Origin of the sequence: Amedibacterium intestinale, assembly GCF_010537335.1 — a bacterium.
Taxonomy (GTDB): Bacteria; Bacillota_I; Bacilli_A; order Erysipelotrichales; family Erysipelotrichaceae; genus Amedibacterium; species Amedibacterium intestinale.
On sequence record NZ_AP019711.1, the window covers coordinates 1,826,321 to 1,852,777 of the forward strand.

The window sequence follows — 26,457 nt, forward strand, 5'->3', positions numbered from 1 at the left end:
AAAATAAACAACAAAAATCATCGTATCTTTATAAAACTTCTTTTTCCCTACAGAAAAACACCACTTATACGGTGGTGCTCATATGTTAAAAAGATTCGTTTAATGTACCAGCATTGCAGTTTTCTTTATATTTCCAGTAAATCCTCACTGCGACACCCCAATACTCGCCCCAATTTAGCAACACTCAGTGCCTGTGCTTTATTGATATCTCTTTGTCTTTGTTCAAACAATTGAATCTGGCGGATAGAAACTCCTGATAAATCTGCAAGCTCTTTTTGGGAGTATCCTGCATAACAACGTATACGTTTTAAATTTGTTTCCGGATAGAACTGTTTTATTTTTTCATTCATAGCATCTACAAACTTCATTATATCCATTTCATGGAATACTGGATACATTCGTAGTATTTCTCGTATAGGAACTGCTCTAAAAATCCGAGAAAACGATTTTGTGGAATACCACTGATAAAAAGCAAGTGCCCATCCAGCCCAATATTCTGGTGATTTATCTACATACATCACATCTTCTATTTCTTCCACTTTCAATCCACTTTTCTGTATCACTTCTTTTACAATTTCACAGCCGGTTTTACCTGCAACATAGGAAGGGTTTCCATTTTGAAACTGTCCTGCAACTCCTGAGACTATAAACATACCAAAAAAATCATCTGCATCAAACCCATAAGAATTCACTGCAAAATCCAACATATCTCCTAATATTCTTTGTGCAGTTTCAAGATAATCTTCAAAATAAGCGTGCATCTCCATTTTTAATACCTTCTCTCATAATATCCAGAATAAATAATTCATGAATAGATTCACTCTGTAGTTTTTTCTTTCTATATTCTTGTCGAGCAGCTTTTTCTCTATCCATTTTCTTTACATAGTATTCTTCTGCCAAAACAGATTCATATCCTATATATTGTATCTTCTCAAATGCTTTTTTACTTTTTAATACTATCTGCTGTCCAAGTTTCCCAAGACGCATAGCTTCTGAAAGCTTTTGTAAAGATATGGCACCGGAAACAAAATCCTGAGCAAATGCAAAATAAGAATCATCTGCTCTGTATCCTATAATGATATCATAATCGGAAATATCCAAAAGAAAATTATCTTTAATATATTTTTTTGCTTCTCCTGCAATATTTCCATTTTGCCAATATGTTCTATTATCTGCAAGTAAAGCTAGCCAGTTAAGAATATTATAGTTAGAAGAATTAAGATTTAATACTTTTAATCCTGTCAAATCCAATTCATATTTGTTTACATATCCATCTATCCCTTTTGAACATGCCCATTCTTTTGCCAATTCTATTTCTTCTGTACAATAAAATCCTCTTCCATAATCTTTATTTCTAGCACATTTTATATATCCAGGTTTATTTACAATAACTTCTGAACCATGATATAGTTTCACTTCTACCAATCACTCTCCTTATTATATTATATCTCTAAAGCATAATTTTCCTTTTTATTAATTAGGTGAACTTGATGTTTACAATTACTTTTTTTCTTGTATAATAGAGGTGTCAATAATTGTAATAAGAGTTGACTGCTAGGCATAACAAGTGGTTACTCTGAATATTGATTTTTATTTCTTATAAACAAGAACAGTAACCAATGTCCTTTGTCATGAGGTGGTTACTGTTTTTGTTTGTTTCTTTTATAACGATCATAAAGTTCCAATCCAAATCTTGCAATTTGAATTATCACTGTAATGATATCCATTACTATGTACCTCCCTGTTTATCATATATATAAACAAAGGCTTTAAACAAACTCTTCATAAGAGAACAATGATCTCCTTTGACTAAGAGTAACCACAACCACTTCCTAGCAGCCTTAACTATAATACATGAAAAAGAGATACATGTGTATATAAGTATGTATATATTAGAAATTACGAAATTCCAATAAAAACTACTCATGACGGTAAATACCCTCAATACGTTAATGAATCTTGATGCAAAAAGAAAACCATAAAGCTACTTACAGAGATTCTCTAATTTTTAAACTATCTTTTTATAATACTCATTCTAAGCATAAACCTATTAATAAGTAAAAACGAAATTATTTTATCAAATATTGTTTATATGTAAAAATTAAAATATAATTTAATTAGAATAAATTATTTAATTAAGGAGAATTCTCATGAGTGAAAAACTAACAGAATATTTATCTTCTATCCTGAAAGAAGTTGATTTCTTGCAAAAAAGGCATTCAATAAAATATGACTCTAAGCCTTTAATAGCGTTTCGTGGAGAATCAATGGATTATGGCAAGACAAGTTTAATGCCTTCGATTTTTCGTAACCCAGCTTATCTGCCAAAGGAAAAACATCTATTTGAACTCATTTGCGATTATGGTCTAATTGACTTTCATAAAACAATGATTGAAAAAGCAATAGAAACACAACATTATGTTGAAATTAGCCGAATGCTCGATATAACTCTCAATGTGTCCGTTGCACTATATTTTGCTTGTGCATATAACCTTGAAAAAGATGGATTCATATATATTTTTTGCTTTCCTGAATACTATTCACCTCATTCTAATTATATAGAATCTTTTTATGAAAATATTCTAAATTCTAAGAAAACTAAATCATATTTTAAAAATTTTAAAGTTTGTTCACACAGTTATTCTAATGATAGGATCAAAGCTCAAAGTGGAGGGTTTATATTTTTCCCAGGTGAAACCTTTAGCCCAATAAACAGTATCTATTATAAAAAAATAAAGATTAATGCTTTAGATAAAAAAGAAATATTAGATTATTTAAATATTGCTTTTCACATCAATGAAGCAAAAATATTCCCAGAAAAAGATAAAATAGCAAAACAAATCAAAGAAAAGTTTATGTCTGATCTTTTTTCAAGCGAAGAAGTTAATATAGATAGTGAAATAACATCTTGCTTCGAGAGAATTAGTTACGAGTTAAACATGTCATATAAAAAGGAAAAAATGGAATTATTAAGGTATTTACGTAAAGAAAAAGAAGATTTACTGACATTTGTTTCTAATCAAATTCAAGAAACCAATGATTCTAGTAAAAAATCAGATAACTCTGATAACAAAAATAAATTATTTTCTAAAATTAATAATACTTTTGATTTCTATTCCAAAATGATTTAAATACGCATAGGAGAAATTTATGAAACAATTAAAACATATCTTTGAGAGAATCATAACAGAAAGAAATTTAGACAATACTAGCGAGTCTCTGAATTATGAAAAATTAAGCGATACTGAAAATTTCTATACTCTGGAGGGTATCAACAAAGAAAACGGAGATGAAGAAAAATACTTAATTTATAATTGTAGCAATAATGACTTAAAATTTAATTTCAAGAATTATTCACAGAAAATATCCGATGATGTATCTTACATCCCCATTATGATTTTTAAAAACTGGGATGATGAAATTAATCAGTTTTTTGACTGTAGAGCCACTTTAAATGCAAAAAATAAAATGATGTTAAATCATTATTTTAACAATAAACTATCTCTATATACAGAGATGTGTGACGAAATAATGTTAAATATTGATGATTCAGCAAACTTCAACGAATATATATTAAATGATTATATAGACGAAACTCCAAAAGGATATATTTACAACTTATCTCTTTTGGAATTAAAGAAATTATATAATATAACAGGAACAGAACTATTTAAAAGCAACATAAGAAAAGGACTAGAGCATGATAAAAATGTAAACGAAATCAAAAAGAGTTTCCGAAATTATCTCTTCACTTATATTTACAAAAAATTAGAAAATATAATAGATTCAGAAAAATTAAAGTCAATAAAAGAAGAATTTAATCTTAATGAAGAAATTATACGCTTTTATTCTCCTAAATATTTTTGGTTTTGTCATAATGGAATAACTATTTTTTCATATGACAAAAAATCTATAGATAGAAGTGGAGAATTCATTAAGTTAAATCCAAAAAAAGTAAGTGTAATCAATGGTGCACAAACTCTAACCAATTTTTACTTAGAACTAGAAAATGCAAAGAAGAGTATCCCGGAAATCTTCAAAGCTTTTGAAATTGATCTTAATAATTTTAGCGAAATCGATTATCTTAATGAAGCATGTAACAAGACCATGGTAAAAACTATCTTTATACAAGGAGAAGAAGAATTCATTAAGCCTATTACCTGCGGTTTAAATACTCAAGTACCAATTTTAGAGGAACATATTCTCGCAGATTCAGAAATAGTTTATAAATTAAACTTATTGTTAAAGAAAATACGAATTGAAATCCTAAAAGAAGGTTCACATCCTATTTATGGAGAAGGCCTAAATGTTCTTGAATTTACAAAAAAATACCTAATAATAAAACTTCAACCAGGGAAAAGTAAAAATCTCCGCAAAACAGAAATCAAGAACTTACTCGAAAGTGCTTATGATGATATTAGTAAAAATGAAAAGTTTTATTTAGATTCCTTTAATTTGTTGGTAGAATTAGACTTCTGGTGGAAAGATACAAAAAAAGAACGAGATACATTGTATAAAGAAGATAAGCAAATAGTGTTAAATAGCTATGGCAAAAATTATTTTGGTAGCTATATGATTTATAAATCAGAATTCCAAAAAGACCTTTTCGAAAATATTGAAGAATGTTTCGATTTACAATATAGAGATTTTATAAATGAATTTTCAAATTCATCACAAAATTTATCTTTATCTGATTTTAAAACAGATTCATTATTCAATAGATTCAAAGTAGAAAATGATATAAATCAAAAAAAGGCAAGCAACTGTACTATTAAACTTGATGATTTAAAAGAATATTTAGAAAAAAATATAAAATCTCCATATTCAGTCAAAAATGTAATTTCTGATTACTTGGAAACAACGGGAGAAAACATTCCATATTTTAGAGTAATCACAAGAACAAACGAAAAATGCAATGAAGCATTTCCATTTCCAAATAGTTGCTTTAATGAACTATTTGCAGATGATAAACCTATTGAGTTTGATAATTCTATGTTTAAAAAAGAGATTATTAAACAATTTCCAGTATTTATCATTGAGAAAGATTCAATGTCAGATAAAATTTATCAAGTAAAATTTATAAAAAATTTCAGCTTTTCAAATTATTTATTCGATGCTAAAGAAGTATTCCAATTAACAACTCGAGCATTTGAAAAAGGAGATCCTCTTTTATTCCCTAAAGTCAGCTCCAAGAAATCTTTTCATGTTCGACCAAAAGCAGCTAATGCAGACGATACTTTTGAATTTACAAATGGAGAAAGAATAACCAAAAGAACTTTTTGGGCAAACAAAAATACTGTAGAAAAAATAATAAATCAAGAATATTATAAAAAGAAGTAATTCACACGAATTACATTTCATAAAAATTATATTCGTTCTATATAGAACCCTTTATATTGTATAAAAAATCATTTAATAAATTACCCTGTGGCAGAAATCCGCAAATGTTGCCCATTACATTTGAAATCAATAAGGATATCAGAAGTGTTCACACGACAAAAAGGAGCTAGTCAGTTAACTAAATTACCAGCTCCAAACAATGTTTCAAAGCGTTTTGGAGTATATGCTCCCCCCTTGAATTCTTAAAGTTTAAATTCTGCAACCCCCAACTATTCTTGGAGCACCGATTTAATAAACTACTGTTGTTATTCCTCCTATGTTATTGTGTATTGGCTGGTTAATCACAATAACATAGGAGCTTTTTTAACATAAAAAATCCATTGCCATGCACATAAGACTCTATTCGCTTTTTAATTAAAGTCAATGATATACATACCAAATATACAATTAGCTATTTTCATTCTTCTTCAATTATCATTGACAAATTTCTTTCTAATTTATTAATAATTCTCGTTACCAATGCATTGCCCATCATAAAATACCTTCTTCTTTCCGGCATACCTGTATCTGTCCAATTAGCAGGAAATGATTGTAGTTTTTCAGCTTCAATAGGTGTAAGAAAGCGTTTCTTTCCTGTTTCAAGATCCTCAATTACATGTGTACTTCTATTACTGGTCCCTTCGCTAGTTAACATGGTTCTTCCTGGACTATTCAAATCATCAGGATAAGCCATATTTCCCTCAGAATAACAATACTCCTCACCATTTGGTTTTTTTCTAGGAACCTTTTTAGCTCCCTTTAAAACAGTAAACTTTTCATCTTGTTTGTCAGTAAGGAAATATTTCTCTAAACCAGCTCTTTTTTCCCTAATTTCCTCCAACTTGATTGCTTTTTCATATACAGGTATTGTTCTTCCTGTATACACTCTACCCTCTATCATTATCCCTGTATTTTCAAAATTACCTTTAAAATTTAAAGTCATTTCAACAGTATCTTTATAGTCTTTCAAGTCAAGCAACCTATTATTTTTCATTTCTTCCTCTACTGGAAATGATGTAGCAAAAAAACCATTTCTTGTTAATAAAACATCATATTCATTTCCTAAAGTTTCGTTATAACGTAGCTCCTTTCTCCACGCAAAAATAAATACCCTTCTTCTTTTTTGAGCACAACCATAATCAGCTGCATTAATAACTCTCCATTCCACATTGTAGCCTAAATCATAGAAAGTTCTAAGCATAATCCCAAAATCTCGACCCCTTTGTTTTGCTGGTGATTTCAAAAGTCTATCCACATTTTCCAACAATACAAAAGGAGTTTGTTTTTCTTGTAATATTTCAGCTATTTGCCAAAATAAAACACCTTTTTTACCTTCAATTCCTTTCTCTCCGGATAAGCTTCTTGCTACAGAATAATCTTGACAAGGAAACCCACCAACAAGCAAAGAATGATTAGGTATTTCCGATTTATTTACCAAGCTAATATCTACATTAGAATGATTTTTACTTTTTCCAAATCTAGTACAGTAGCAATCATAAGCATGTTGTGCTTTTGTAGAAGGCTCCCACTGATTTGCCCATACAAAATTCCAATCTCTATTTTCAATTGCTCTTCCATTTTCATCAAATTTATGAACGTCATTTAAACCAACTCTGAATCCGCCTACCCCAGCAAATAATTCAACTACCGTTTTCTCCATAAATGGCCTCCATTTCTTCTAAATAATTATACATCATCTAGCAGGATTGATCAAGCATTGATATAATGTATTTAGATTTTATTATTATACAAAATTACACTGTGAAATACAAGATCGATGGGAAAATTTAAGGAGGTTTTTATATGTTGTTTAATTATGATGACAGAAATGAAGATAGTATCTTTAATTATGCTGAAAAATTAATAAACAGAACTTTTAGAGATATACTAAGCGAATATGAAAAATCTAGTAAAAAGCGCTATACAAACCCGTACGAATATAATTATGATAATATATCCATCGAAGAAGAGGAACCTGATTATATTACAAATCAAAAATCAAAAGGTGAGTTAGGAAATTTTTTAGAAAAATATTATTTTGGTTACAAGCCTAACAGTAATCAAGATGCCGATTTCTCAAAAGTTGGCATGGAATTAAAGCAAACTTGTCTTAACAAGAAGAAAAATGGCGAATATAGCGCAGGTGAGAGATTATCTATAACAAACATTTCATATAATGAACCTGTTGAGCATGATTTTTATAAAAGCCATCTTTGGAAAAAGATTGAACGTATCCTTCTAGTACATTATTTAAGGGATAAATCAAAAGAAAGATTAGATTATCCTATAATTTATGTAAGTCGATTTTCTCCCCCAAAGGAAGATTTAAAAATCATCATTGATGATTACAATAAAATAAATAATAAAATCGAAGCTGGTTTAGCTCATGAATTAAGCGAAGGAGATACTATCTACTTAGGCGCTTGTACAAAGGGTGCAACAGCCTTAAAAAGTTTACAACCACAATATTACGGGGAACATATTCCCGCAAAGAAACGTAATTTCTGTTTTAAACGCAACTATATGGACTATATACTACATGAATATGTAGAAAAGAAAAAAGTCCCATATGAACCAATTATTAAAAACGCAGCTGAACTAGACGGAATAACTTTTGAAACATATGTAACCAATCTTATTAACCAGTATATTGGAAAAACAGATAAAGAATTGTGTCATAAATTTAACAGAGAATATAATAACAACAAAGCTCAGTGGGTTGACCTCGCATACAAAATGTTAGGTATAAAAGGAAATCATGCAAAAGAATTTATAAAAGCAAATATTGTAGTTAAATCCATACGCATTGAACAAAATGGATCTATACGTGAAAATATGTCTTTTCCGCCGTTTCTTTTTAAAGATTTAGTAAAGGAAGAATGGGAAAATTCTACAATTTTTAATTATTTTGAAGAAACCAAATTCTTATTCGTTATATTCAAAAACGTTGGAGACTGTTATGAATTACTAGGTTCACAACTTTGGAATATGCCTTATAATGATTTGAATACAATTGTATATAATGGTTGGAAGAATATTCAAGACTGCATAAAAAATGATGTTAAGTTTGTACAATATGGAAAAATCATTAAAAATAATCTTCCAAAAAAATCGGATAATCCTATAATACATATTCGTCCACACGCCAAAAAATCTGCATATAAATTAAAGAGTGGATATATAGTTGGAAACATAGAAAGAGATGCTAATGAATTACCCAATGGAGAATATATGACAACACAAAGCTTTTGGATTAATAACACTTATATCCTATCTCAATTAAAGGTAAAGTAAATGAAACATCAAAAACTCATAACTACACCTGACATTTCGAAGAGAATGTCCAAAATCAAGTCGAAGCATAACAAAGTTGAAATCTTACTTGCAAAAGCTTTGTGGCATAAAGGATATCGATACAGATTAAATTATAAAAAATTACCTGGTTCACCAGATATTGCAATTACAAAATATTATATCGCCATTTTTGTTGACGGCGAATTTTGGCACGGAAAAGATTTTGAAAAACATAAACTTAAAATAAAAAATAATAAAGATTATTGGATTGAGAAAATTCAAGAAAATATAGAAAGAGATATTTCTAATGATAATCAATTGAAAGAACAAGGATGGATTCCTATTCATTTTTGGAGTAAGGAAATTTTAAGAGATGTAGAGCACTGTGTCAGTATTATTGATGATTTTGTTGATTTACAAAAAATGAATATGTAGATAGAGTCTTTGTTACGCAGACAATATGTATTTTTATATAATCTAGCATCAAATATTAAAACTTTATAATTTCAAAGAGCTAATAAATACCTTAAAAAAAGAAATTATACTAAAAGTTCTATTGTGATGTCATAGCCACTTCATCAATACAATTGACTTATTGAACTTATATTCTAACATTTATTTATATCTAATTTCTCCGATGGATTGACTCTAAAATCATCTTTAATGTACATAACAATATAAGTATTAGGAATATTCACATTGCTTCAAAAATAATGATATTTTTTTATCAATTAAAGCATTTGGCCGATTTTCATTGCAGTATTTGGCCGAAATACATTAAAGTATTTGGCGCATTTTTATTAAAGCATTTGGCCATCAAAACAATTATAAAACATCTTAATCAAGTAAATAACAATTATAATATTTTATAAATTAAATATGTACATCGTTTTCTCCTCACTTTTTGTATAAGATAAATGCAAACTTCTTTATTCACACTTCACATAAAAAATTACATATTGACGCACACTTTCATCAAATATATAATTATATCGCAATAAACAATAGCGGGGAGGTCGTGTTTCGACCTGAGAGGAAGCTGTAAAGTTTCGACCCATTGAACCTGTCGGGTAATGCCGTTGTAGGAATCATATTTGTCTTTCAGCTGTATCGTATACAAATATGATATGGCTTTTTTTACGTATGGAGGGGATTGATGTATGAAAAAAAGAGAAGTATGGATGCCGATTGCGGTTGCCATTGCACTTATTGGTATGTGGGAGTTTTGTGTAGATGTATTCCATGTACCTTTATACCTTTTACCCTCACCATCTCGTATTCTCATCTCTTTATATGAGAATCGAAGTGTGTTGTTTTCCCATGCCATGGTAACGCTTGTGGAAGCTTTGCTGGGGCTTGGAATCGCGCTTGTTCTTGCGATGTCAACAGCTATCCTTATGGATATATCCAAGACTTTTCGAAACAGTGTTTATCCACATTTGGTAGTTACACAAACTGTTCCTGTCATGGTTTTAGCGCCATTATTCAGTATCTGGCTTGGATTTGGCATGGCACCAAAAGTTTTGATTGTTATTTTTATGTGCTACTTTCCTATCACCATTTCTTTTGCGGATGGTATGGCACAAGTTTCCCAGAAACAAATCAATTTATTAAGAAGCTTTCAGGCAAGCCGTTTTCAAATCTACACCATGGTGAAAATTCCAGCTGCTGCATCCAGTTTATTTTCTGGGCTAAAAGTTGGTGCCACCTATTGTATTGGCGGTGCAATCGTAGGAGAATGGATTTCATCTTCTGCTGGACTTGGCTACTATATGCTGCGAATGAAAAATGGGTATATGCTAGATAAGGTATTCGCAAGTGTAATCGTCGTTATTATCTTAAGTTTATTGTTAAATGGATGTGTGGATATCGCTAAAAAATGGCTCTGTCCACATGCGAAAAAAGAACATAAGGAGTAGAAAACGTATGAAAAAATTTATATCAGGATTACTGGCAATGTTATGTGTCATTGCGATAAGTGGATGTGCAAATAAACAGACAACATCCACAAACGAAAAAGAAGTAACTTTAGTTTTGGACTATTTACCAAATACCAATCATACAGGAATTTATGTAGCACAGAAAAATGGATACTTTAAAGAAGAAGGTTTAAAAGTCAACATTATTGAACCTGGTGACAACAACACTTCTGCAGCTCTTGTCGCAGCTGGAAAAGGACAATTTGGAGTTAGTTATCAGGAAGATGTTACCTATGCATTAACTGCACAAGACCCAATGCCAATCAAGGCAATCGCAACAATCATACAGCACAACACATCCGGATTTGTCGCTCTTAAAGATTCCGGCATTACTTCTCCAAAAGATTTTGAAGGAAAAACATATGCAGGATGGCAGTCTCCAAGTGAAGAAGCCGTTATTAATGCAGTCATGAAAAGTGTAAATGCCGATCCATCAAAATTAAAAATGGTAGGTGCTGATGGAAATGGTTTATCCCAGTTAAATAGTGGAATTGATTTATTATGGGAATTTAAAGGATGGGCAATCACAAAAGCTGAAATGGAAGGAATGAACTTCAATTATATGCCTTTAAATGAACTAGATGAACGTCTAGATTACTATACACCAGTAATTATCACAAACAATGAAATGCTGGAAAAAGATTCACAAACTGTCCAGAAATTTATGAATGCCGTAAAAAAAGGATATGAATATGCAATTGATAATCCAGATGCTTCCGCAGAAATCTTACACGAATATATTCCAGACTATGACATTGCTTTCTTAAAGAAAAGCCAGGCATATTTATCAGAAGAATACGCAAAAGATGCGCAAAGCTGGGGTGTTATGAAAGACAGTGTATGGGATGGTTATACAGATTTCATGTATGAAAATGGCTTGATTGATAAAAAAATATCCGCAGATACACAATACACAAATGAATTTGTAAAATAAACAGAGGTTTTTATGAAGTTACAGCTACAAGATATATCCATGTCTTTTTCTAAGAAACAGATTCTTTCCCATCTTTCTATAGATGTGAAGGAAGAAGAGTTCATTAGTATTTTAGGTCCAAGTGGATGTGGAAAAAGTACGATCTTAAATATACTGGCAGGTATTCTAAATGCAGATGATGGAAAAATACGGATTGATGGAAAAGAAGTAAAAGATGCAAAAGAACATTTTGCGTATATGCCACAGGAAGATTTATTACTGCCATGGAAAACGATATTAGATAATGTTTGCTTATATGGAAGCATTCATAAAGAAAAAAAACAGGCACAAAAACAAGCTATGCAGCTGTTTCCTGTTTTTGGATTAAGTGGATATGAAAATGCATATCCAGAAGAGTTATCTGGCGGTATGCGTCAAAGAGCAGCTTTTCTTCGCACTGCCCTATGCAAAGCAGATATTTTATTGCTGGATGAACCTTTTGGTGCATTGGATGTCATTACCAGAAGCGATATGCAGGATTGGCTTATACAAATGAAAAGCAAACTGAAAAAAACAACAATTCTAGTAACCCATGATATTGATGAAGCGATTTATTTATCCGATCGTATCCTTATCTTAAATGGGCATCCAGCTTCTATTCAAAAAGAGATTTGTATTACAGAAACTAATCGTACAAGAGAATGGCTGTATGCACAAAGTGAACTGCGTACAAACATTCATGAGATGTTGAAAGGAAATAATCATGTATAGCGATGCACATTTCCATTTAAGTGAGAAGATGAAAAAGATTCTTGAAACAAATCCTTTATCTGGCATCATCAGCTGTACGACACCTAAGGAATGCATAGAAGCAGAAGCATTTCTATCCAAACATCCATCGTATGCCATTTCTTGTGGAATCCACCCATGGAAGTGCGATACCATCACCTGGAAAGAAATGCTTCCCTTTCTTGAAAAAGCACAGATAATTGGAGAAATTGGAATGGATAATGTCTGGTGCAAGAAAGATATTGATATCCAAAAAAACATCTTTGAAAAACAGCTGCAATTTGCCATGCAACATAAAAAAACAGTTGTTCTTCACACAAAAGGAATGGAAAAAGAAATTCTTGAATGTATTCGTCTTTATCCAAATACGTATCATGTACACTGGTATTCCTGTATGGAATACATAGAAGAATATAGGGATTTAGACTGTTACTTCAGTATCGGTCCTTTCCCTTCCATTGATAAAAGTGTACAAAAAGTATGCCAGCTTGTTCCCTGTGATCGCCTGTTAATAGAAAGTGATGGAATTGATGCGATATCATGGGCCATTCATCGAAATATACAAGACGATGAATATCTGTCTTCTTTATATACGATTGCCAAACAAATAGGAGATATCAAAAAGAAAACCGCAGAAGAAATTTTAGAAATTACCTATCACAATCTACAACGCTTTTTAACACAGAAAACATTGTAAAAGGGCTTTTCTTTCAACAGAAAAGTCTTTTTATTTATCTGTATCAAATATCCATAACACTGGATGCATCTTTTAATTTTTCTTTTAGAAATACATACATTTTTTCATTATCTTCTGTAAAAGGCATAGCAGGCAAAGCAACAAATGTAAATTGTCGCTCAATAGAAAACATATCTGGAAGCAAAGGCTGTAAAATCCCCTGCTCTATATAGTTTCTTGCGACTTCCTCATATATAAACGTAATACCTGCATCCTGCTTAACTAAAGACAGTATAAGCGAAACACTTTCAAATTCATGGCAAATCGTAAAATCTTCAATATCCACATCAAAAGAATGAAGGGTATGTTCTAAAATATCTCTTGAACCGCTTCCTTCTTCTCTTAATAATAAAGGAGCTTTTATTAATTCATGCAGATTTGTACAATTTGCATACTTTCCATTCTTTTTACATACACAAATAAATTTTGTATTTAGTAATGTTTTACAAACGTAACGACGATGATTTACATTTCCTTCAATAAGCGCAAAATGAAGATTTCCTTCTTCCAGTTCCTCCAGTAACCTTTTTGTATTTTGTACAAGAAGTTTAAATTTTCTTCCTTGATATTCTTGCAGCATAGAAAAAGTCAGGGATGGCAAGATCGTTTCCGCTATGGACTTTGTTGCGCCATAATAAAGTGGTATAGCCGGCTGTTTCTGCATGGAAAGATGAATATGCTTTTCCATTGTAGTCAACTGCTTTGCCATACGATAAAACTCCAAAGCTTTCTCTGTTGGAACTAAACATCGTCCTTCTTTTTTAAAAAGCTTCACTTCATATTCTTTTTCCAATGCGCGAATATGCTGTGTAACTGCAGGCTGTGTAATATGCAAAACTTCTGCACATTGTATCGTGCTTTTTTCTTCCATTAGAGTTAAAAATGTCTTTACTTTTACATCAATCATAAATACCTCGTCTTTATATAAAATTTTCTTATATTTACTTAAAAATATCTAATTTGAGTTTATATAATTATGAATTTATAATCAAGTAGGAAATAAGAAAAAAATGGAAGGAAGTAAAGAAAATGAAGAATTTTATGATACAAAAAGGACCAGGATTTCTGGTTTGTGCTGTTATCGCAGCAATCTCACAATATATCGCAAAATTTGTTCCGCAAATTGGAGCTGCTTTGTTTGCGATAGGTATTGGTGTTTTCTGTGGAAATACCTTTTTAAATAAAAAATGTTTTCAAGCAGGAACCAGCTTTTCTGAGAGAAATTTATTAGAATATTCCATCGTATTAACCGGTGCTACCTTATTGTTAAGTGAAATTTTTGCGCTTGGTTTGAAAGGAATTGGATTTATTGCGACACAAATGTTTCTTACGATATGTGCCGCCTATCTTCTTGGAAAAGCATTTGGCATGAAAAAGAAATTCCGTCTTTTAATGGGTGCTGGAAATGCGGTTTGCGGTTCTAGCGCCATTGCCAGTGTTTCTCCCATATTAGATGCAGATACGAAAGATAAAGGAATTGCGATTACGATCGTGAATGTTACAGGGACGGTACTAATGGTTCTATTACCAATTCTTACCGGTATTCTTTACCAGCATGAAATGCTGCATACAAGTGCTATGATTGGAGGAACTTTACAATCCATTGGACAAGTCATTGCTTCTGCAGACTTAGTTGGTCCAGCCTATGTTCCAACAGCTACCATCTTTAAAATTATCCGTATCATTTTTATTGTTCTTGTAGCATATGCATTTTCTCATGTAAATACAGATCCTGATCAAAAACTATTCTCTAAGAAAAAACATACAGAAGGAAAAGTCAAAACCAGTATTCCCTGGTTTATCATAGGCTTCTTTATTATGGCCATACTACATACGATAGGACTTATTCCTAGACCTCTTTCTGAACTTGCTCATTTGGTTAGCCAGCAGTTTGAAATCATTGCATTAGCTGCCATTGGTATGCGTGTAAAGTTCAAGGATTTAGCTGCAGAAGGACCGAAAGCTTTAGGTTATGGTTTAACGATTGGGGCATGTCAAATACTTTTTGCCATTGTGTTGATTAAGCTTTTTATTGGATAACTTTTATTATATAAAGGAGGAATCGTATATGTATGATATTCTTATTATTGGTGGCGGTCCCGCTGGAATCAGTGCGGCCATTTATGCGAAAAGCCGCGGATGTAATGTTTTAGTTTTAGAACAGTCACAAATTGGTGGACAAATCAGTATGGTATCTCATGTTACCCATTATTGTGGACTTATGAAAGATGAAAGTGGCACAACATTTTCCAATCGCTTAAAACAGCAGTTAAATGATGCCAATATTGAAATTCAGTTTGAACGAGTTATACAAGTAAAATTACAAGGTGAAATTAAAGAAGTACAAACCATAAGCCATACATATCAGGCACATAACATTATTTTAGCAAATGGGACTGTCCCAAGAAAATTAAACATTCCAGGAGAAAAAGAATTGTATAAAAAAGGAATTGGTCTTAATGCCCTTCAAGATGCACAAGATTATAAACATAAGCATGTATATGTTATTGGAGGCAGTGATGGAGCAGCAAAAGAAGCTTTGTATTTATCAACAATCGCTTCAAAAGTAAGTATTCTGCATTTTGAGAAAACCCTGGCATGTATTGATGAATTTAAAAAGAAAATATCTGAAGCAAAAAATATTGAAGTCTGTTTAGAAACACGCTTACATGCTGTGTATGGAAAAGAACAAATAGAGGCATTGGATATCTTAGACTTAAAAGATAACAGTATAAAACATATCGAGGAAAGTGGATGTGGTATCTTTGTATATGCAGGCTCTATTCCTAATACTTCTTTATACACTGAACTGAAACTAGAAAATGGATATATCCCTGTCGATAAAAACCAGCAAGCCGCAATTACTGGTGTATATGCAGCTGGAGATATTTGTGTAAAACAGGTACGTCAAGTTGCTACTGCTGTTGCAGATGGAGCCATTGCCGGTATTCATGCTGCTATACATTAAACAATATAATTTACAATAAAGACTTACGTTTTCATATATATAAAAATATGCATTATTGTTTCTCATATTTTACCTCATTCTTTTGCATATTATAGATTTTTACCCCCTTAATCATTCAGAAATCTCGTTTTCTATTAAATCAGCAAAGAAAACAGGTGCCTATCAAATTGATAGACACCTGTTTCTTTCCTATAAAAGAACTGTCTCTAAATCTTTCAACATTACATCCAATGCTGTAATTCCACCTTCTGCTAAATACCATACAGTTGGAGTTAAATATACTATATGATTTTCTTTATAAGCAGTTGTCTGTTTTACTAACTCATTATTCATAATATCCTGTGCTAATTTAGCGCCTTCTTTTTGAATCGCAGAATCTCTATCTAATACAAAGATATATTCTGGATTCTTTTCAACAAGCAATTCGAAAGATGATTCATTCCCATGTGTAGAATCAACATCACTTGCCAAGTTATCAAAACCAATTTCATTCCCAATCAGCGATGTTCTGCTTCCATTTCCAAGAGTATTAAAATTAGAACTTGTCACAAGACCAATCATTGCAGTCTTTCCTTTCGCAGCATTTGCCAAGGTTTCTACTCGATTGTCAAATCCATCTGTTAAAGCTTTCGTTTCTGTTTCTTTATCAAAAATCTTAGAAATATTTTGTGCATTGTCTTTCACGCTTTGTACAACACCTTTTTCATAATCTACACCAACATATACAACTGGTGCAATCTTAGATAACTCATCATATTGAGAACTCAAGCGACCTCCAATAAAAATAATATCCGGTTCACAAGCCATCAATGCTTCCATATCCACTTCTTTCAAAGTTCCTAAATTACTGATTTCTTTATTATTATTGTAATCCATCAAATAATCGATTTTTGAACCTTTCGGCATACCAACAACTTTATCTCCGACACCCCAAGCATCAAGCATATCTAATACCGCCATGTCTAATACTGCAATTCTTTCTGGATTATGAGGTACCTCAATCGTTGTCATTTCTTTTTTTCCATTTAATGACGAGATGCTTACTGTTTTCTCCTCGTTTACATTTTTCTTATTAGATGCTGTACAAGCTACCGCACTAAACACAAATAAACCACATACCGCTAACATACATAATTTTTTTAACATAATATAATCTTCTCCTTTTTCAATCATCATTCATTTTATAAAACATTATCAATAATATATAGACAATGGTTTTCCTTCTACTTCTTGAATTTCAAAATCTACACGATAAATATCTGATAAAACTTCTTTTGTCATAACTTCTTTCACTGTTCCAAATTTTGCAACTTTTCCATCTTTAAATGCACAAATATAGTCAGAATAAAAAGCAGCATAATTAATTTCGTGTAAAACCAAAATTACGGTCTTACCTAATTCATCACATAGTTTTCTTACCATCTTCATCATATTGGTCGCATGATAAATATCCAAATTATTCGTTGGCTCATCTAATAAAACATACTCTGTATCTTGTGCAATTACCATTGCGATAAATGCACGTTGGCGCTGTCCTCCAGATAATTCATCAATAAAGCGATTCTTTAATTCTTCAAGCTCCATATATTGAATGGCACGTTCAATGATTTCTTCATCTTCTTTTGTTGTATTCCCATTACTATATGGAAAACGTCCAAATGTCACCAACTCTTTTACGGTTAATTTCATTTGTGTCGCATTGTTCTGAGTTAAAATTGCTAAACGTTTCGCAAGTTCTTTACTATTCCATTCTTTTAACTCTTTTCCTTCAAAAGAAACAATTCCTTCATCCTGTTCAATCAAACGTGAAATCATTCCCATGACAGTTGATTTCCCTGCTCCATTTGGCCCAATAAAAGAAATTACTTTTCCTTTTGGTATCGTGAAGTCGATTTCATCTACAACCGGCTTACCATTATATTTTTTCGTCAGTTTTTTTATGATCATCTCTATGCTCTCCTTTGTCGCATCAATAAATATAAGAAGTAAATTCCTCCACCTACAGTAATAAATACACTGATTGGCATACTAAAGTTATATACATGTTCCACAAGAATTTGCCCTGCAATTAAAATTATTGTACCAATCAAACAAGAACCTAATATCAAATAACTATGTCGATATGTTTTAAATACTTCTCTTGATAAATTCGCAATGATTAAGCCTAAAAAAGAGATAGGACCTACCAATGCAGTCGCAATCGCAATAAATAAAGTAACACCCAGCAATAAACGACGGATTGTTTTATCATAATCCACACCTAAATTAATTGCCTGCGTTTTTCCTAAGCTAATGACATCTAGTAAACCAAGTTCTTTTCGTAGAAAAAAAACCACAGCTCCCATTAATAAGACAGAAAACAAAATAATATTCGTATTGATGTTATTAAAACTTGCGACAAGACTTGCCAATAAACTATCGTATTCATTAGGATCCATAATTCTTGTTAATGTTGTCTGAATACTAGTAAATAACGTTGTTAAAATGGTTCCTGTTAATAATACATACAAAACGTTATGTTTTGTTTTACGGAATAAATAACTATATATAACAGTAGCAATAATTCCCATCAATACTACATCTATCGCAAAGGACACATTCGCATTCGCAATTAAGACACTTCCTGATCCTAAAAAGAATACTACGCCTGTATGAATTAATGAATATAAGGAATTCATCCCGAGTAGACAAGGAGTTACAATTGTATTTTGGATAATGGATTGGAAAACGATTGATGCACCTCCAATCGCAAACGCTACAATGACCATCACAAGAACTTTAGGAACTCGAAGGCTTAGAAAATAAGCAGCATAATTCATATTCATAAATAAGCACAAATATGCAAGAATCGCAAGAATACTGCCAATTCCTAGTAAAAACAAAGTTTTTCTATATCTTAATAGATAATTTTCCATTTTATGATTCCTCATCTTTCATAACCGGTTGTGTACAGCATCCTCCTTGTGAAAGCCATGGAAGAGATATACTTTTATTTCCATTTCGTAAACGATAAAACAAAAGTCCAATAAAAATCAAGCTGCCTAAGACACCGATAATCAATTCAATCGGTAACTCATATGGATAAATAATAACTCGTCCAAACATATCACAAATCAAAACAAACAAAGCGCCAAAAACAGCTGTATCTATCAGAGTACCACGAATTTTATCACCTTTTATCATCGCCACTAAGTTAGGTACAATTAAACCGATATAAGAAATACTTCCAACAATCACTACGATACTTGCTGTAATCATAGCCGCAATAGACAACCCTCCAAACATTACAAAGTTATAATTAATACCTAAATTTTTTGAGAAGTTTTTTCCCATTCCGACAATGTTGAAATGATTAGCATATATAAAGGCAAGAAAGACAAGTGGTACAATAAAGAAAACAATTTCATATCTTCCTCGAATCACCAGTGAAAAATGTCCTACGAGCCATGAAGACAAAGCCTGTGTCATTTCATATCTATAAGCTAAGTAATTTGTAATTCCGCCTATAATATTTCCAAACATAATACCTACCAAAGGAACCATAATAACATCTTTAAATTGAATTTTCTGAATAAAATACACAAAAATCCAAGTTCCAACCATAGCCGCAAGAAATGCAAAAAACGTTCTTTCCCACAAAGTAGATGCTGGGAAAAATAAAAGTGCTATTAAAATGCCTAGTTGTGCAGATGAAATGGTTGCTCCAGTAGTTGGAGACACAAATTTATTCATACATAATTTTTGCATAAGTAATCCTGCTACACTCATTCCAACTCCTGTACATAAGATTGCCAATAAACGAGGCAAGCGTGATATAAATAACATTTGTAACTGCTTTGTATCACCACCTAATATATCTTGTATGCGTATATCTGTTACTCCAATAAATAAGGAAATAAAAGAAAGAATACACAATAAAATAATCAATAATACGGTTATATTTCTTCTTTTCAAAAATAATCCTCCTAACCATATAGTTAGCCTCACCTAACACAATTGAGTTTATCAAAATTGTTAGCCTTTGTCAACTTTTGCATATAAAAATTATTATATAAAATAAAACCGCTTATTTCTTGTTGCATTCACAAGTAATTGTATAAAAATATCCTATAATGATTTCCAATAATTATATTCAAAATTTCTCTTAAATTTAATTGCTGACATTCTAAAATTGAAAGCATATGGTTTTAATCTTACTCTTTCACTTTAAGTGAGTATATAAAAACAGCGATGCGATATAATCATCACTGTTCTTTTTCAAAGGAATACTCAAAAAGTATCTCTAATACATACTGACTTTAACTTATCTCAAGAAAAAAACTATTAAAACAATATCTATTGCCATATACCTATCTTATATCCATATTTTGCTTTCTGTTTAATTCAAACGTATATAACGTTTCTGTATCTAAATCTCTATCAAATAGCTTTATACAAGTTATCTGATTATTTTCATAAGTTTTATAATAATACATTCCTCTTGTAAGATTCATTCCACAGGAATAGGTTGTATAATCCATTTTACCTTCTTGTGTTAAAACACTTCCTTTTACCATGGAAACAGCATCTAAAATATGAAAAAACTGCGTGATATTTTCCTCTTCATCATCACCAAAAACAGAATTATCTTTTACAAAGCAGGCACGTACAAAGCGTGATGCAGGTGAACAGTCTCCTGGTATACCAATACTGCCAAATCCATTTCCATAAGGCTTTAAATCTACATGTCTGCTTACCTTGTTATCTGGATATGCAGGACTCATATGCAAGTAATTGTACATATTCCATTTATGATATTCATATGGTGGATTATTTGTTAGTACTCCATATATATCATCATACACATGTAAGCCATCTTTGGTAGATTCTATGATTACACTATCTACTCCATCAGTGATCATCCAGTGAAGAGGTGCTAACGGCATTTCTTTTTTAAACGATTCATCCAATAGTTGTATATTTTCAAGTGCCAGCCTTACTTCTTCCACCTTGCTATATTTACTTAAAAGATAGGGAATCAATTCAAATGGTGTAATATTGTTTTTCTTGTCATCCCATGAAAAATAGTGTGCATTTCCTGGGAAATTAAGTCCTGCCATTGCTAGTCCTTTTTCATTCATAGCATCCGCATACAAAGGATATCCTTCCACAACAGTAGCCATACCAATCATTGCATAATGATGATGAATCACTTCTTTATTTCGAAAATAAAATGGATAATTTCTGGGTGTAATAACCACACACTCATTAAAAGTATATTCTAAATCTAAATTTCTCCCAAAATATTTATCTTTTTCTTTGATTACAATACATGTACACATATAATTCCACCTTCCTTTATCATGATTTCTTATTATATATTTACCATTCCCATCTGATATTATTTATAAATATTAAAAAATACTATTTCTTCTTTATATTAACCAAAAGATATGGATGCATTGCACATATATTTTACAAAACCTCTTTTTTAGTATAACTCTTTTTATCTATCTTAAACAAATCTTCTATAAATGTTAAAAAGCTCTACCTGAATAGATAGAACTTTTTAAACATTATTTTTTTAGTTTTTTTCTAGTATACAGCATTGCTGCAGCTGCTGCGCCCATAAAAGATGACCATGCTGCTGGATGAAACAGCACTCCTGTTTTTGGAGTTTCTTCAACACTCTGCTTATCTTCCTCTTTTTTATCATCTACAACATTTCCATTATCTTTATCCTGTTGTGTATTATCTTCAGAAACATTTGTATTATCTTGCTGTGTATTTTCATAAGAAATTACAATTGGCTTTTTCTCATCTGCAGTAAATGAAATTTCTACTTTTCCATTTTCCAACAATTTTAAACTTCCTGCTACACCATTGTTTGTAAATAAAACCTCTTTATTCACTTCTGTTAACTGAAATACATTTTCTGTATATAATTTCACACTTATTTTTCCTGGTAATACATTTTGGAATGCAAATGTTACGTTTTCTTTTTCTGTATTCAAGTCGTAATCCAGTGCAAAATCTTTTGTATTTAAAATATCTTTCCCATGAAACATGATTTCTATATCTTTATATACAGCATGTATATTTACATCTTTCCCTTTCGCAGCTTCCAAAATTGATGCATCAAGAATATGTCCCTCTTTTAATTCATTCACATCAATAGTTTCACCTGCTTTTGCATTCTCAATTTTATCAATCACATCTTGATATGGATTATATGCCACATCTTTTCCATCAATAGAATAACTTACAAGGTTTCCAGAAACTTCGCATGCAGCTAAAAGAATAGGTTTTTTTGTATCAGAGTCTTTTGCCGGAATAATCGTTAAACCTTCTGGAGAATTGTCTTCCCCTAGATCTGTTGAAAAATCTCTTGAATTCATATAGTTTACAAATTTTGCTTCCTTTGGATTTGTTACATTATATACCATGACACCGCCTGTACGTTCAATACCAATAAATGCATACATTTCTTTTCCAATCTGAGCAGTCGTAACACTTTCTGGTTCTGGTCCTTTTTTCATTGTTCTGCTTTCCAGTTCAATATCATCATTAGAAACATTAAATTGTTCTGGTAAAAACCTTGCTGTATTTTCTTCAAAATCATTGTTACTATCATATACTATAGACATATTTTCCGCATCTAAAATCGCAAAGGATCTACCTCCAAACAACACTGGCTTGTCACTAGGAATTCCTGCAGTTAGATCACTGTCTAAAATACGTGCATCTTCAATATCTTTATATACTTCTTTCAAGTTATCTTTCTTTTTAATTTTAACTTCGTTACAATAGTCGCCCCATTCTCTGGCATCTCCCTCATTTGCAATTACCAAATATGTTTTTCCATTATACTCATAACTTGAAATCGCATCTGGCATATAAGCCGCCAATGCATCATATGTTTTTGGATCATATTGTTCATCTTTCTGCAAATCAATCGCATTTTCTTCTTTTGATAAATCTTTTAATCCTAAACCTTTTACCTTCGTAATTGTTTTCGTATGCAAATCTAATTCCGCAATGGCATTTGCTTCCTGCAAGGTAATATATGCTTTATCCTGTGCAGGAGAAACACTGATATATTCCGGCTCTAAATCAGTAGATGGAGAAATTGTTTTATTCTTTACCTTTCCTAAAAGAACTTGATTTTGTAACAGTTCTTCTGCAGTAAAATTATCAAACCCGGCATGTGTTACTGTATCTGTTTTTGTATCCACGATCGTAACACTTCCTTTTGGATCATTAGACATATCATCCTTATATCCTTCTCTTGGTTCTCCCTCATTAGCAGATAAAATCAAATTCCCATTATCCGCAAAGGTAATCATATCTGGCTGTACACCTGCTTCATAAGAAGTAATATAATTACCTTCATAATCCAAGACAACCAATTTCCCATTTTTGTTATATGCTTCTTCTTGAATTGCCACTGCAATTCTTCCATTTATATCATCTACAGAAACACTTGTCATATCTCCATATGCAAAATTTTCAAGTTTTGTTTCTAATATTGTTTTTACATCTACAGATTTATACAATTCTAGCTTTCCATTTTTTACTTTGGCGATATCCAGCTTTCCACTTTGTCCATTTACAACATATGCATACCCTTTTTTACTGCTGTATGAAACAATTTCTGCAACTCCACCATCTGCGTTTGCTTCTCCAAGCTTTAATGTACTTTCTCTTTTTAATGTTAATTGTGCATCTTCAACAAAACTTTGAAGATTTTGTTTTACATTTAAATTTTCTGCATATAGTGGTGTAACAAGAGAAGATGTCGCTCCACCACTTAATAACATTCCTAATATAATTTTTTTCATTTTGTTCATTATGAACCCCTCCATTACAAATGAATTATACAGTAAGCAGAAAATTCATTTGTTATGAGCATGTAAACTTTATATGAACAGAATGTAAATTTAAGTAACATCATAAAAATAAAATCCATACTGCGTTGTCATTTTTATATAACAACCTTCATATTTACCATCTCTAAAACACTAGCAAAGGTCTTCAATCATAACACTTAAAAAGCAATATTTCAAAACCTTACAGAACCAGATAAAATATACTGGAAAGAAAAAGGGTGGTTATCACTTCCCTATTATTATCCATGTAAATTAAACCCACTGAAAAAAGCAATTGGTAATACGACTTACATAGTATTAAATAAAATTTTATCAAAGGCAGATAAGGATAAATCACTGTGATGTTTATACATCCTCTATGCAATATTTCACTTCTTCATTTCTTTTTATGTATACCTCTTATAAAAATTTATACTTCTTTATAAATTTTTTAATACAAGTATAGAATTTTATTTTATACTTCCTGTAGAAAGAAACAAAAAGAGGTGCATAAAATGAAGAAATTATTCCCATACATTATCATACTTCTATCTCTTATGTTACTTGCTAAATATGCCTATAGCTTTTATTTTTTATATGTAGAAGAAATTAGTGATGATGTACGAATAGAAAACATACAAATAAATGAAAACCCAAGGTTAATTGAAGAAACGGATGACTATGTTATTTATGAAAGAGATTTTAAAGCAGATGAATTTTCCTAATGCTATTCCTCCAACAAATACTCCATCTGTGTTTTTCTAACTTTCATTCCTATTTTTTCATAAAATAAGCGAGCTTTATCATTTCCTTCCCATACGTTTAATGTTACATCATTACAATTCTGTTTTTTCGCATACTCTATCACATAGTCATACAAAGTTGTTCCTATATGTTTGCCCTGATGGTTTTGATCCACACATAAATCATCAATATAAAGCGTTTTTCGATCTTTCATATTTGTGTAGTTTTTTGTTACCTGCAACATACAAAATACATATCCAAGAACAGTATCATTTCTGTCTGCCGCTACAAAAACTGGTGTTTCCTCATTTGTAAAAATCATCTTTAATTCTTCTTTCGTATATTTCGTCGTTCCGCTAACAAAAATATCTGGACGAATCGCTGCATGAATTTCCAGAACCTGCTTCAATAAACTTAGGATTCTATCTATATCTTTTTCTTCGGCTTTGCGTACATATATTTCCATCATTCTCTCTCCTTTTATTTTTATATTATACTACAAACGCCTGTCATCTTTTCCATCTACAAAATAAAAAAGCCGTAAACACGACTTTCTTATTCTACTTCATTAGGAAGTGGATACTGCTTGGTAAGAGCACGTACTTCTTCTCGTACTTCATGGCATACTTTTTCATTATCTTCTTTTAATACTTTCGCAATCCATTTTCCTACCTGTTTAAATTGTTCTTCCTTAAATCCTCGTGTTGTCATTGCGGCACTTCCTAAACGAATTCCGCTAGTGACAAATGGTTTTTCTTCATCGAATGGAATGGTATTTTTATTGCAGGTAATACCAGCTTCATCTAACAGATACTCCGCTCTTTTTCCTGTCATGCCAATACTTCCTTTCACATCTACCAGCAATAAATGGTTATCACTTCCATCACTCACAATGTGGAACCCTTCTTCTTTTAAAGTATCCGCTAGAACACGACAGTTTTCAATGACTTGTTTTGCATAGGTTTTAAATTCCGGCTGCAACGCTTCTTCAAAGCATACTGCTTTTGCGGCAATGATATGCATCAAAGGTCCACCCTGCATTCCTGGGAATACTTTTTTATCCAGTAACGCTGCATATTTTTCTTTACATAAAATCATACCGCCACGAGGTCCGCGAAGTGTTTTATGTGTCGTTGTTGTCACAAAATCTGCATAAGGAACTGGATTTGGATGCAATCCTGCTGCCACAAGTCCGGCAATATGTGCCATATCCACCATTAGATAAGCACCGACTTCATCCGCAATTTCTCTAAACTTTTGAAAATCAATGATACGAGGATACGCACTGGCACCAGCAACGATTAATTTTGGTTTTTCTTTTAAGGCCTTTTCTCTTACTTCCTCATAATCAATTCGTCCATCTTCTTTTTTTACCCCATAATCTACAAAGTTATATAAGGTTCCACTAAAATTCAATGGATGTCCATGCGTTAAATGTCCTCCAGCAGTTAAATTCATCCCTAAAACTGTATCTCCTGGTTCTAACACTGCCATATACACACCCATATTTGCCTGTGAACCACTGTGCGGCTGTACATTCACATGCTCTGCCCCAAATAATTTTTTCGCACGTTCTCTGGCAATATCTTCTACCACATCGACATGTTCGCATCCACCATAATAACGTTTGGATGGATACCCTTCCGCATATTTATTCGTAAGAATACTTCCGGCTGCCTCTAATACATCTTTTGATACATAGTTTTCCGATGCGATAAGTTCGATATTATATAACTGACGTTCTCTTTCTTTTAAAATTGCTTCCTGTATTTGCTTATCTTTCATAAGTGCCTCCCTTTTCCACACAT

General features: G+C 31.7%; 23 protein-coding genes. 11 read left to right on the forward strand and 12 right to left on the reverse strand.

Annotated elements, in window-relative coordinates; all coding sequences use genetic code 11:
- Positions 1–125: 125 nt before the first annotated feature.
- On the reverse strand, positions 126–767 hold the full coding sequence (locus A9CBEGH2_RS09180; protein WP_118277589.1) for a helix-turn-helix transcriptional regulator: 642 nt from the start codon (positions 765–767) through the stop codon (positions 126–128).
- Positions 745–1,416, reverse strand: a complete 672-nt coding sequence (locus tag A9CBEGH2_RS09185) for a DUF3990 domain-containing protein (RefSeq protein WP_118277595.1) — start codon at positions 1,414–1,416, stop codon at positions 745–747. The genes A9CBEGH2_RS09180 and A9CBEGH2_RS09185 overlap by 23 nt, the downstream gene beginning before the upstream one ends.
- A gap of 734 nt (positions 1,417–2,150) precedes the next feature.
- On the opposite strand from A9CBEGH2_RS09185, the gene A9CBEGH2_RS09190 reads away from it, so the two are divergent.
- Together A9CBEGH2_RS09190 and A9CBEGH2_RS12535 are read left to right on the forward strand one after the other, a co-directional pair.
- Entirely contained in the window at positions 2,151–3,131 is a 981-nt protein-coding gene (locus A9CBEGH2_RS09190) for an FRG domain-containing protein (protein ID WP_118361047.1), read from the forward strand.
- 19 nt (positions 3,132–3,150) lie between these two features.
- A complete protein-coding gene (locus tag A9CBEGH2_RS12535; RefSeq protein WP_232057273.1) occupies positions 3,151–5,340 on the forward strand; it encodes a PDDEXK family nuclease in 2,190 nt (729 codons plus the stop codon).
- 457 nt (positions 5,341–5,797) lie between these two features.
- Here A9CBEGH2_RS12535 and dcm read toward each other — a convergent pair whose 3' ends face one another.
- The gene (gene dcm / locus A9CBEGH2_RS09200) at positions 5,798–7,039 is read right to left on the reverse strand and encodes a DNA (cytosine-5-)-methyltransferase (protein WP_118277687.1); all 1,242 of its coding nucleotides are present in this window, start codon (positions 7,037–7,039) and stop codon (positions 5,798–5,800) included.
- Positions 7,040–7,182: 143 nt separating this feature from the next.
- On the opposite strand from dcm, the gene A9CBEGH2_RS09205 reads away from it, so the two are divergent.
- From A9CBEGH2_RS09205 to A9CBEGH2_RS09230, 6 genes are all read left to right on the forward strand, one after another.
- Positions 7,183–8,673: a Sau3AI family type II restriction endonuclease gene (locus A9CBEGH2_RS09205; RefSeq protein WP_163104636.1), complete on the forward strand. Its 1,491-nt coding sequence runs from the start codon at positions 7,183–7,185 to the stop codon at positions 8,671–8,673.
- Complete coding sequence (locus A9CBEGH2_RS09210; RefSeq protein WP_118277689.1) at positions 8,674–9,108, forward strand: very short patch repair endonuclease; 435 nt, start codon at positions 8,674–8,676, stop codon at positions 9,106–9,108. It begins immediately after the preceding gene.
- Positions 9,109–9,833: 725 nt separating this feature from the next.
- Entirely contained in the window at positions 9,834–10,592 is a 759-nt protein-coding gene (locus A9CBEGH2_RS09215) for an ABC transporter permease (RefSeq protein ID WP_115716374.1), read from the forward strand.
- 7 nt (positions 10,593–10,599) lie between these two features.
- Complete coding sequence (locus A9CBEGH2_RS09220; protein WP_118277690.1) at positions 10,600–11,586, forward strand: ABC transporter substrate-binding protein; 987 nt, start codon at positions 10,600–10,602, stop codon at positions 11,584–11,586.
- A gap of 12 nt (positions 11,587–11,598) precedes the next feature.
- A complete protein-coding gene (locus A9CBEGH2_RS09225; protein WP_118277691.1) occupies positions 11,599–12,336 on the forward strand; it encodes an ABC transporter ATP-binding protein in 738 nt (245 codons plus the stop codon).
- Entirely contained in the window at positions 12,329–13,051 is a 723-nt protein-coding gene (locus tag A9CBEGH2_RS09230; RefSeq protein WP_118277692.1) for a TatD family hydrolase, read from the forward strand. The genes A9CBEGH2_RS09225 and A9CBEGH2_RS09230 overlap by 8 nt, the downstream gene beginning before the upstream one ends.
- 43 nt (positions 13,052–13,094) lie before the next feature.
- On the opposite strand, the gene A9CBEGH2_RS09235 is transcribed toward A9CBEGH2_RS09230, so the two are convergent.
- Positions 13,095–13,997, reverse strand: coding sequence for a LysR substrate-binding domain-containing protein (locus tag A9CBEGH2_RS09235; protein ID WP_163104638.1), 903 nt, complete (start codon positions 13,995–13,997; stop codon positions 13,095–13,097).
- A 122-nt stretch (positions 13,998–14,119) separates the two neighbouring features.
- On the opposite strand from A9CBEGH2_RS09235, the gene A9CBEGH2_RS09240 reads away from it, so the two are divergent.
- A complete protein-coding gene (locus A9CBEGH2_RS09240; protein WP_118277694.1) occupies positions 14,120–15,130 on the forward strand; it encodes a YeiH family protein in 1,011 nt (336 codons plus the stop codon).
- A 28-nt stretch (positions 15,131–15,158) separates the two neighbouring features.
- Positions 15,159–16,058, forward strand: a complete 900-nt coding sequence (locus tag A9CBEGH2_RS09245; protein ID WP_163104640.1) for an NAD(P)/FAD-dependent oxidoreductase — start codon at positions 15,159–15,161, stop codon at positions 16,056–16,058.
- 189 nt (positions 16,059–16,247) lie between these two features.
- Here A9CBEGH2_RS09245 and A9CBEGH2_RS09250 read toward each other — a convergent pair whose 3' ends face one another.
- The 6 genes from A9CBEGH2_RS09250 to A9CBEGH2_RS09275 form a co-directional block, all read right to left on the reverse strand.
- Positions 16,248–17,204 carry a siderophore ABC transporter substrate-binding protein gene (locus tag A9CBEGH2_RS09250; protein ID WP_232057274.1) on the reverse strand — a complete coding sequence of 319 codons (957 nt, stop codon included), beginning with the start codon at positions 17,202–17,204 and terminating at the stop codon, positions 16,248–16,250.
- A gap of 48 nt (positions 17,205–17,252) precedes the next feature.
- Positions 17,253–18,005 carry an iron ABC transporter ATP-binding protein gene (locus A9CBEGH2_RS09255; protein WP_115716367.1) on the reverse strand — a complete coding sequence of 251 codons (753 nt, stop codon included), beginning with the start codon at positions 18,003–18,005 and terminating at the stop codon, positions 17,253–17,255.
- A gap of 2 nt (positions 18,006–18,007) precedes the next feature.
- A complete protein-coding gene (locus A9CBEGH2_RS09260) occupies positions 18,008–18,973 on the reverse strand; it encodes an iron chelate uptake ABC transporter family permease subunit (RefSeq protein ID WP_115716857.1) in 966 nt (321 codons plus the stop codon).
- A gap of 1 nt (position 18,974) precedes the next feature.
- The gene (locus A9CBEGH2_RS09265; protein ID WP_147360159.1) at positions 18,975–20,012 is read right to left on the reverse strand and encodes an ABC transporter permease; all 1,038 of its coding nucleotides are present in this window, start codon (positions 20,010–20,012) and stop codon (positions 18,975–18,977) included.
- A 395-nt stretch (positions 20,013–20,407) separates the two neighbouring features.
- On the reverse strand, positions 20,408–21,379 hold the full coding sequence (gene bsh, locus A9CBEGH2_RS09270; protein WP_118361051.1) for a choloylglycine hydrolase: 972 nt from the start codon (positions 21,377–21,379) through the stop codon (positions 20,408–20,410).
- 234 nt (positions 21,380–21,613) lie between these two features.
- The gene (locus A9CBEGH2_RS09275) at positions 21,614–23,887 is read right to left on the reverse strand and encodes a choice-of-anchor I family protein (RefSeq protein WP_163104642.1); all 2,274 of its coding nucleotides are present in this window, start codon (positions 23,885–23,887) and stop codon (positions 21,614–21,616) included.
- 533 nt (positions 23,888–24,420) lie between these two features.
- Here A9CBEGH2_RS09275 and A9CBEGH2_RS09280 point away from each other — a divergent pair.
- Positions 24,421–24,630 (forward strand): hypothetical protein, encoded by a 210-nt coding sequence (locus A9CBEGH2_RS09280; protein WP_118276800.1) that lies wholly within the window; start codon positions 24,421–24,423, stop codon positions 24,628–24,630.
- Positions 24,631–24,632: 2 nt separating this feature from the next.
- Here A9CBEGH2_RS09280 and A9CBEGH2_RS09285 read toward each other — a convergent pair whose 3' ends face one another.
- Entirely contained in the window at positions 24,633–25,115 is a 483-nt protein-coding gene (locus A9CBEGH2_RS09285) for a GNAT family N-acetyltransferase (RefSeq protein WP_118276801.1), read from the reverse strand.
- An 89-nt stretch (positions 25,116–25,204) separates the two neighbouring features.
- Positions 25,205–26,434 carry a serine hydroxymethyltransferase gene (gene glyA, locus A9CBEGH2_RS09290; RefSeq protein ID WP_118276802.1) on the reverse strand — a complete coding sequence of 410 codons (1,230 nt, stop codon included), beginning with the start codon at positions 26,432–26,434 and terminating at the stop codon, positions 25,205–25,207.
- Positions 26,435–26,457: the final 23 nt, after the last annotated feature.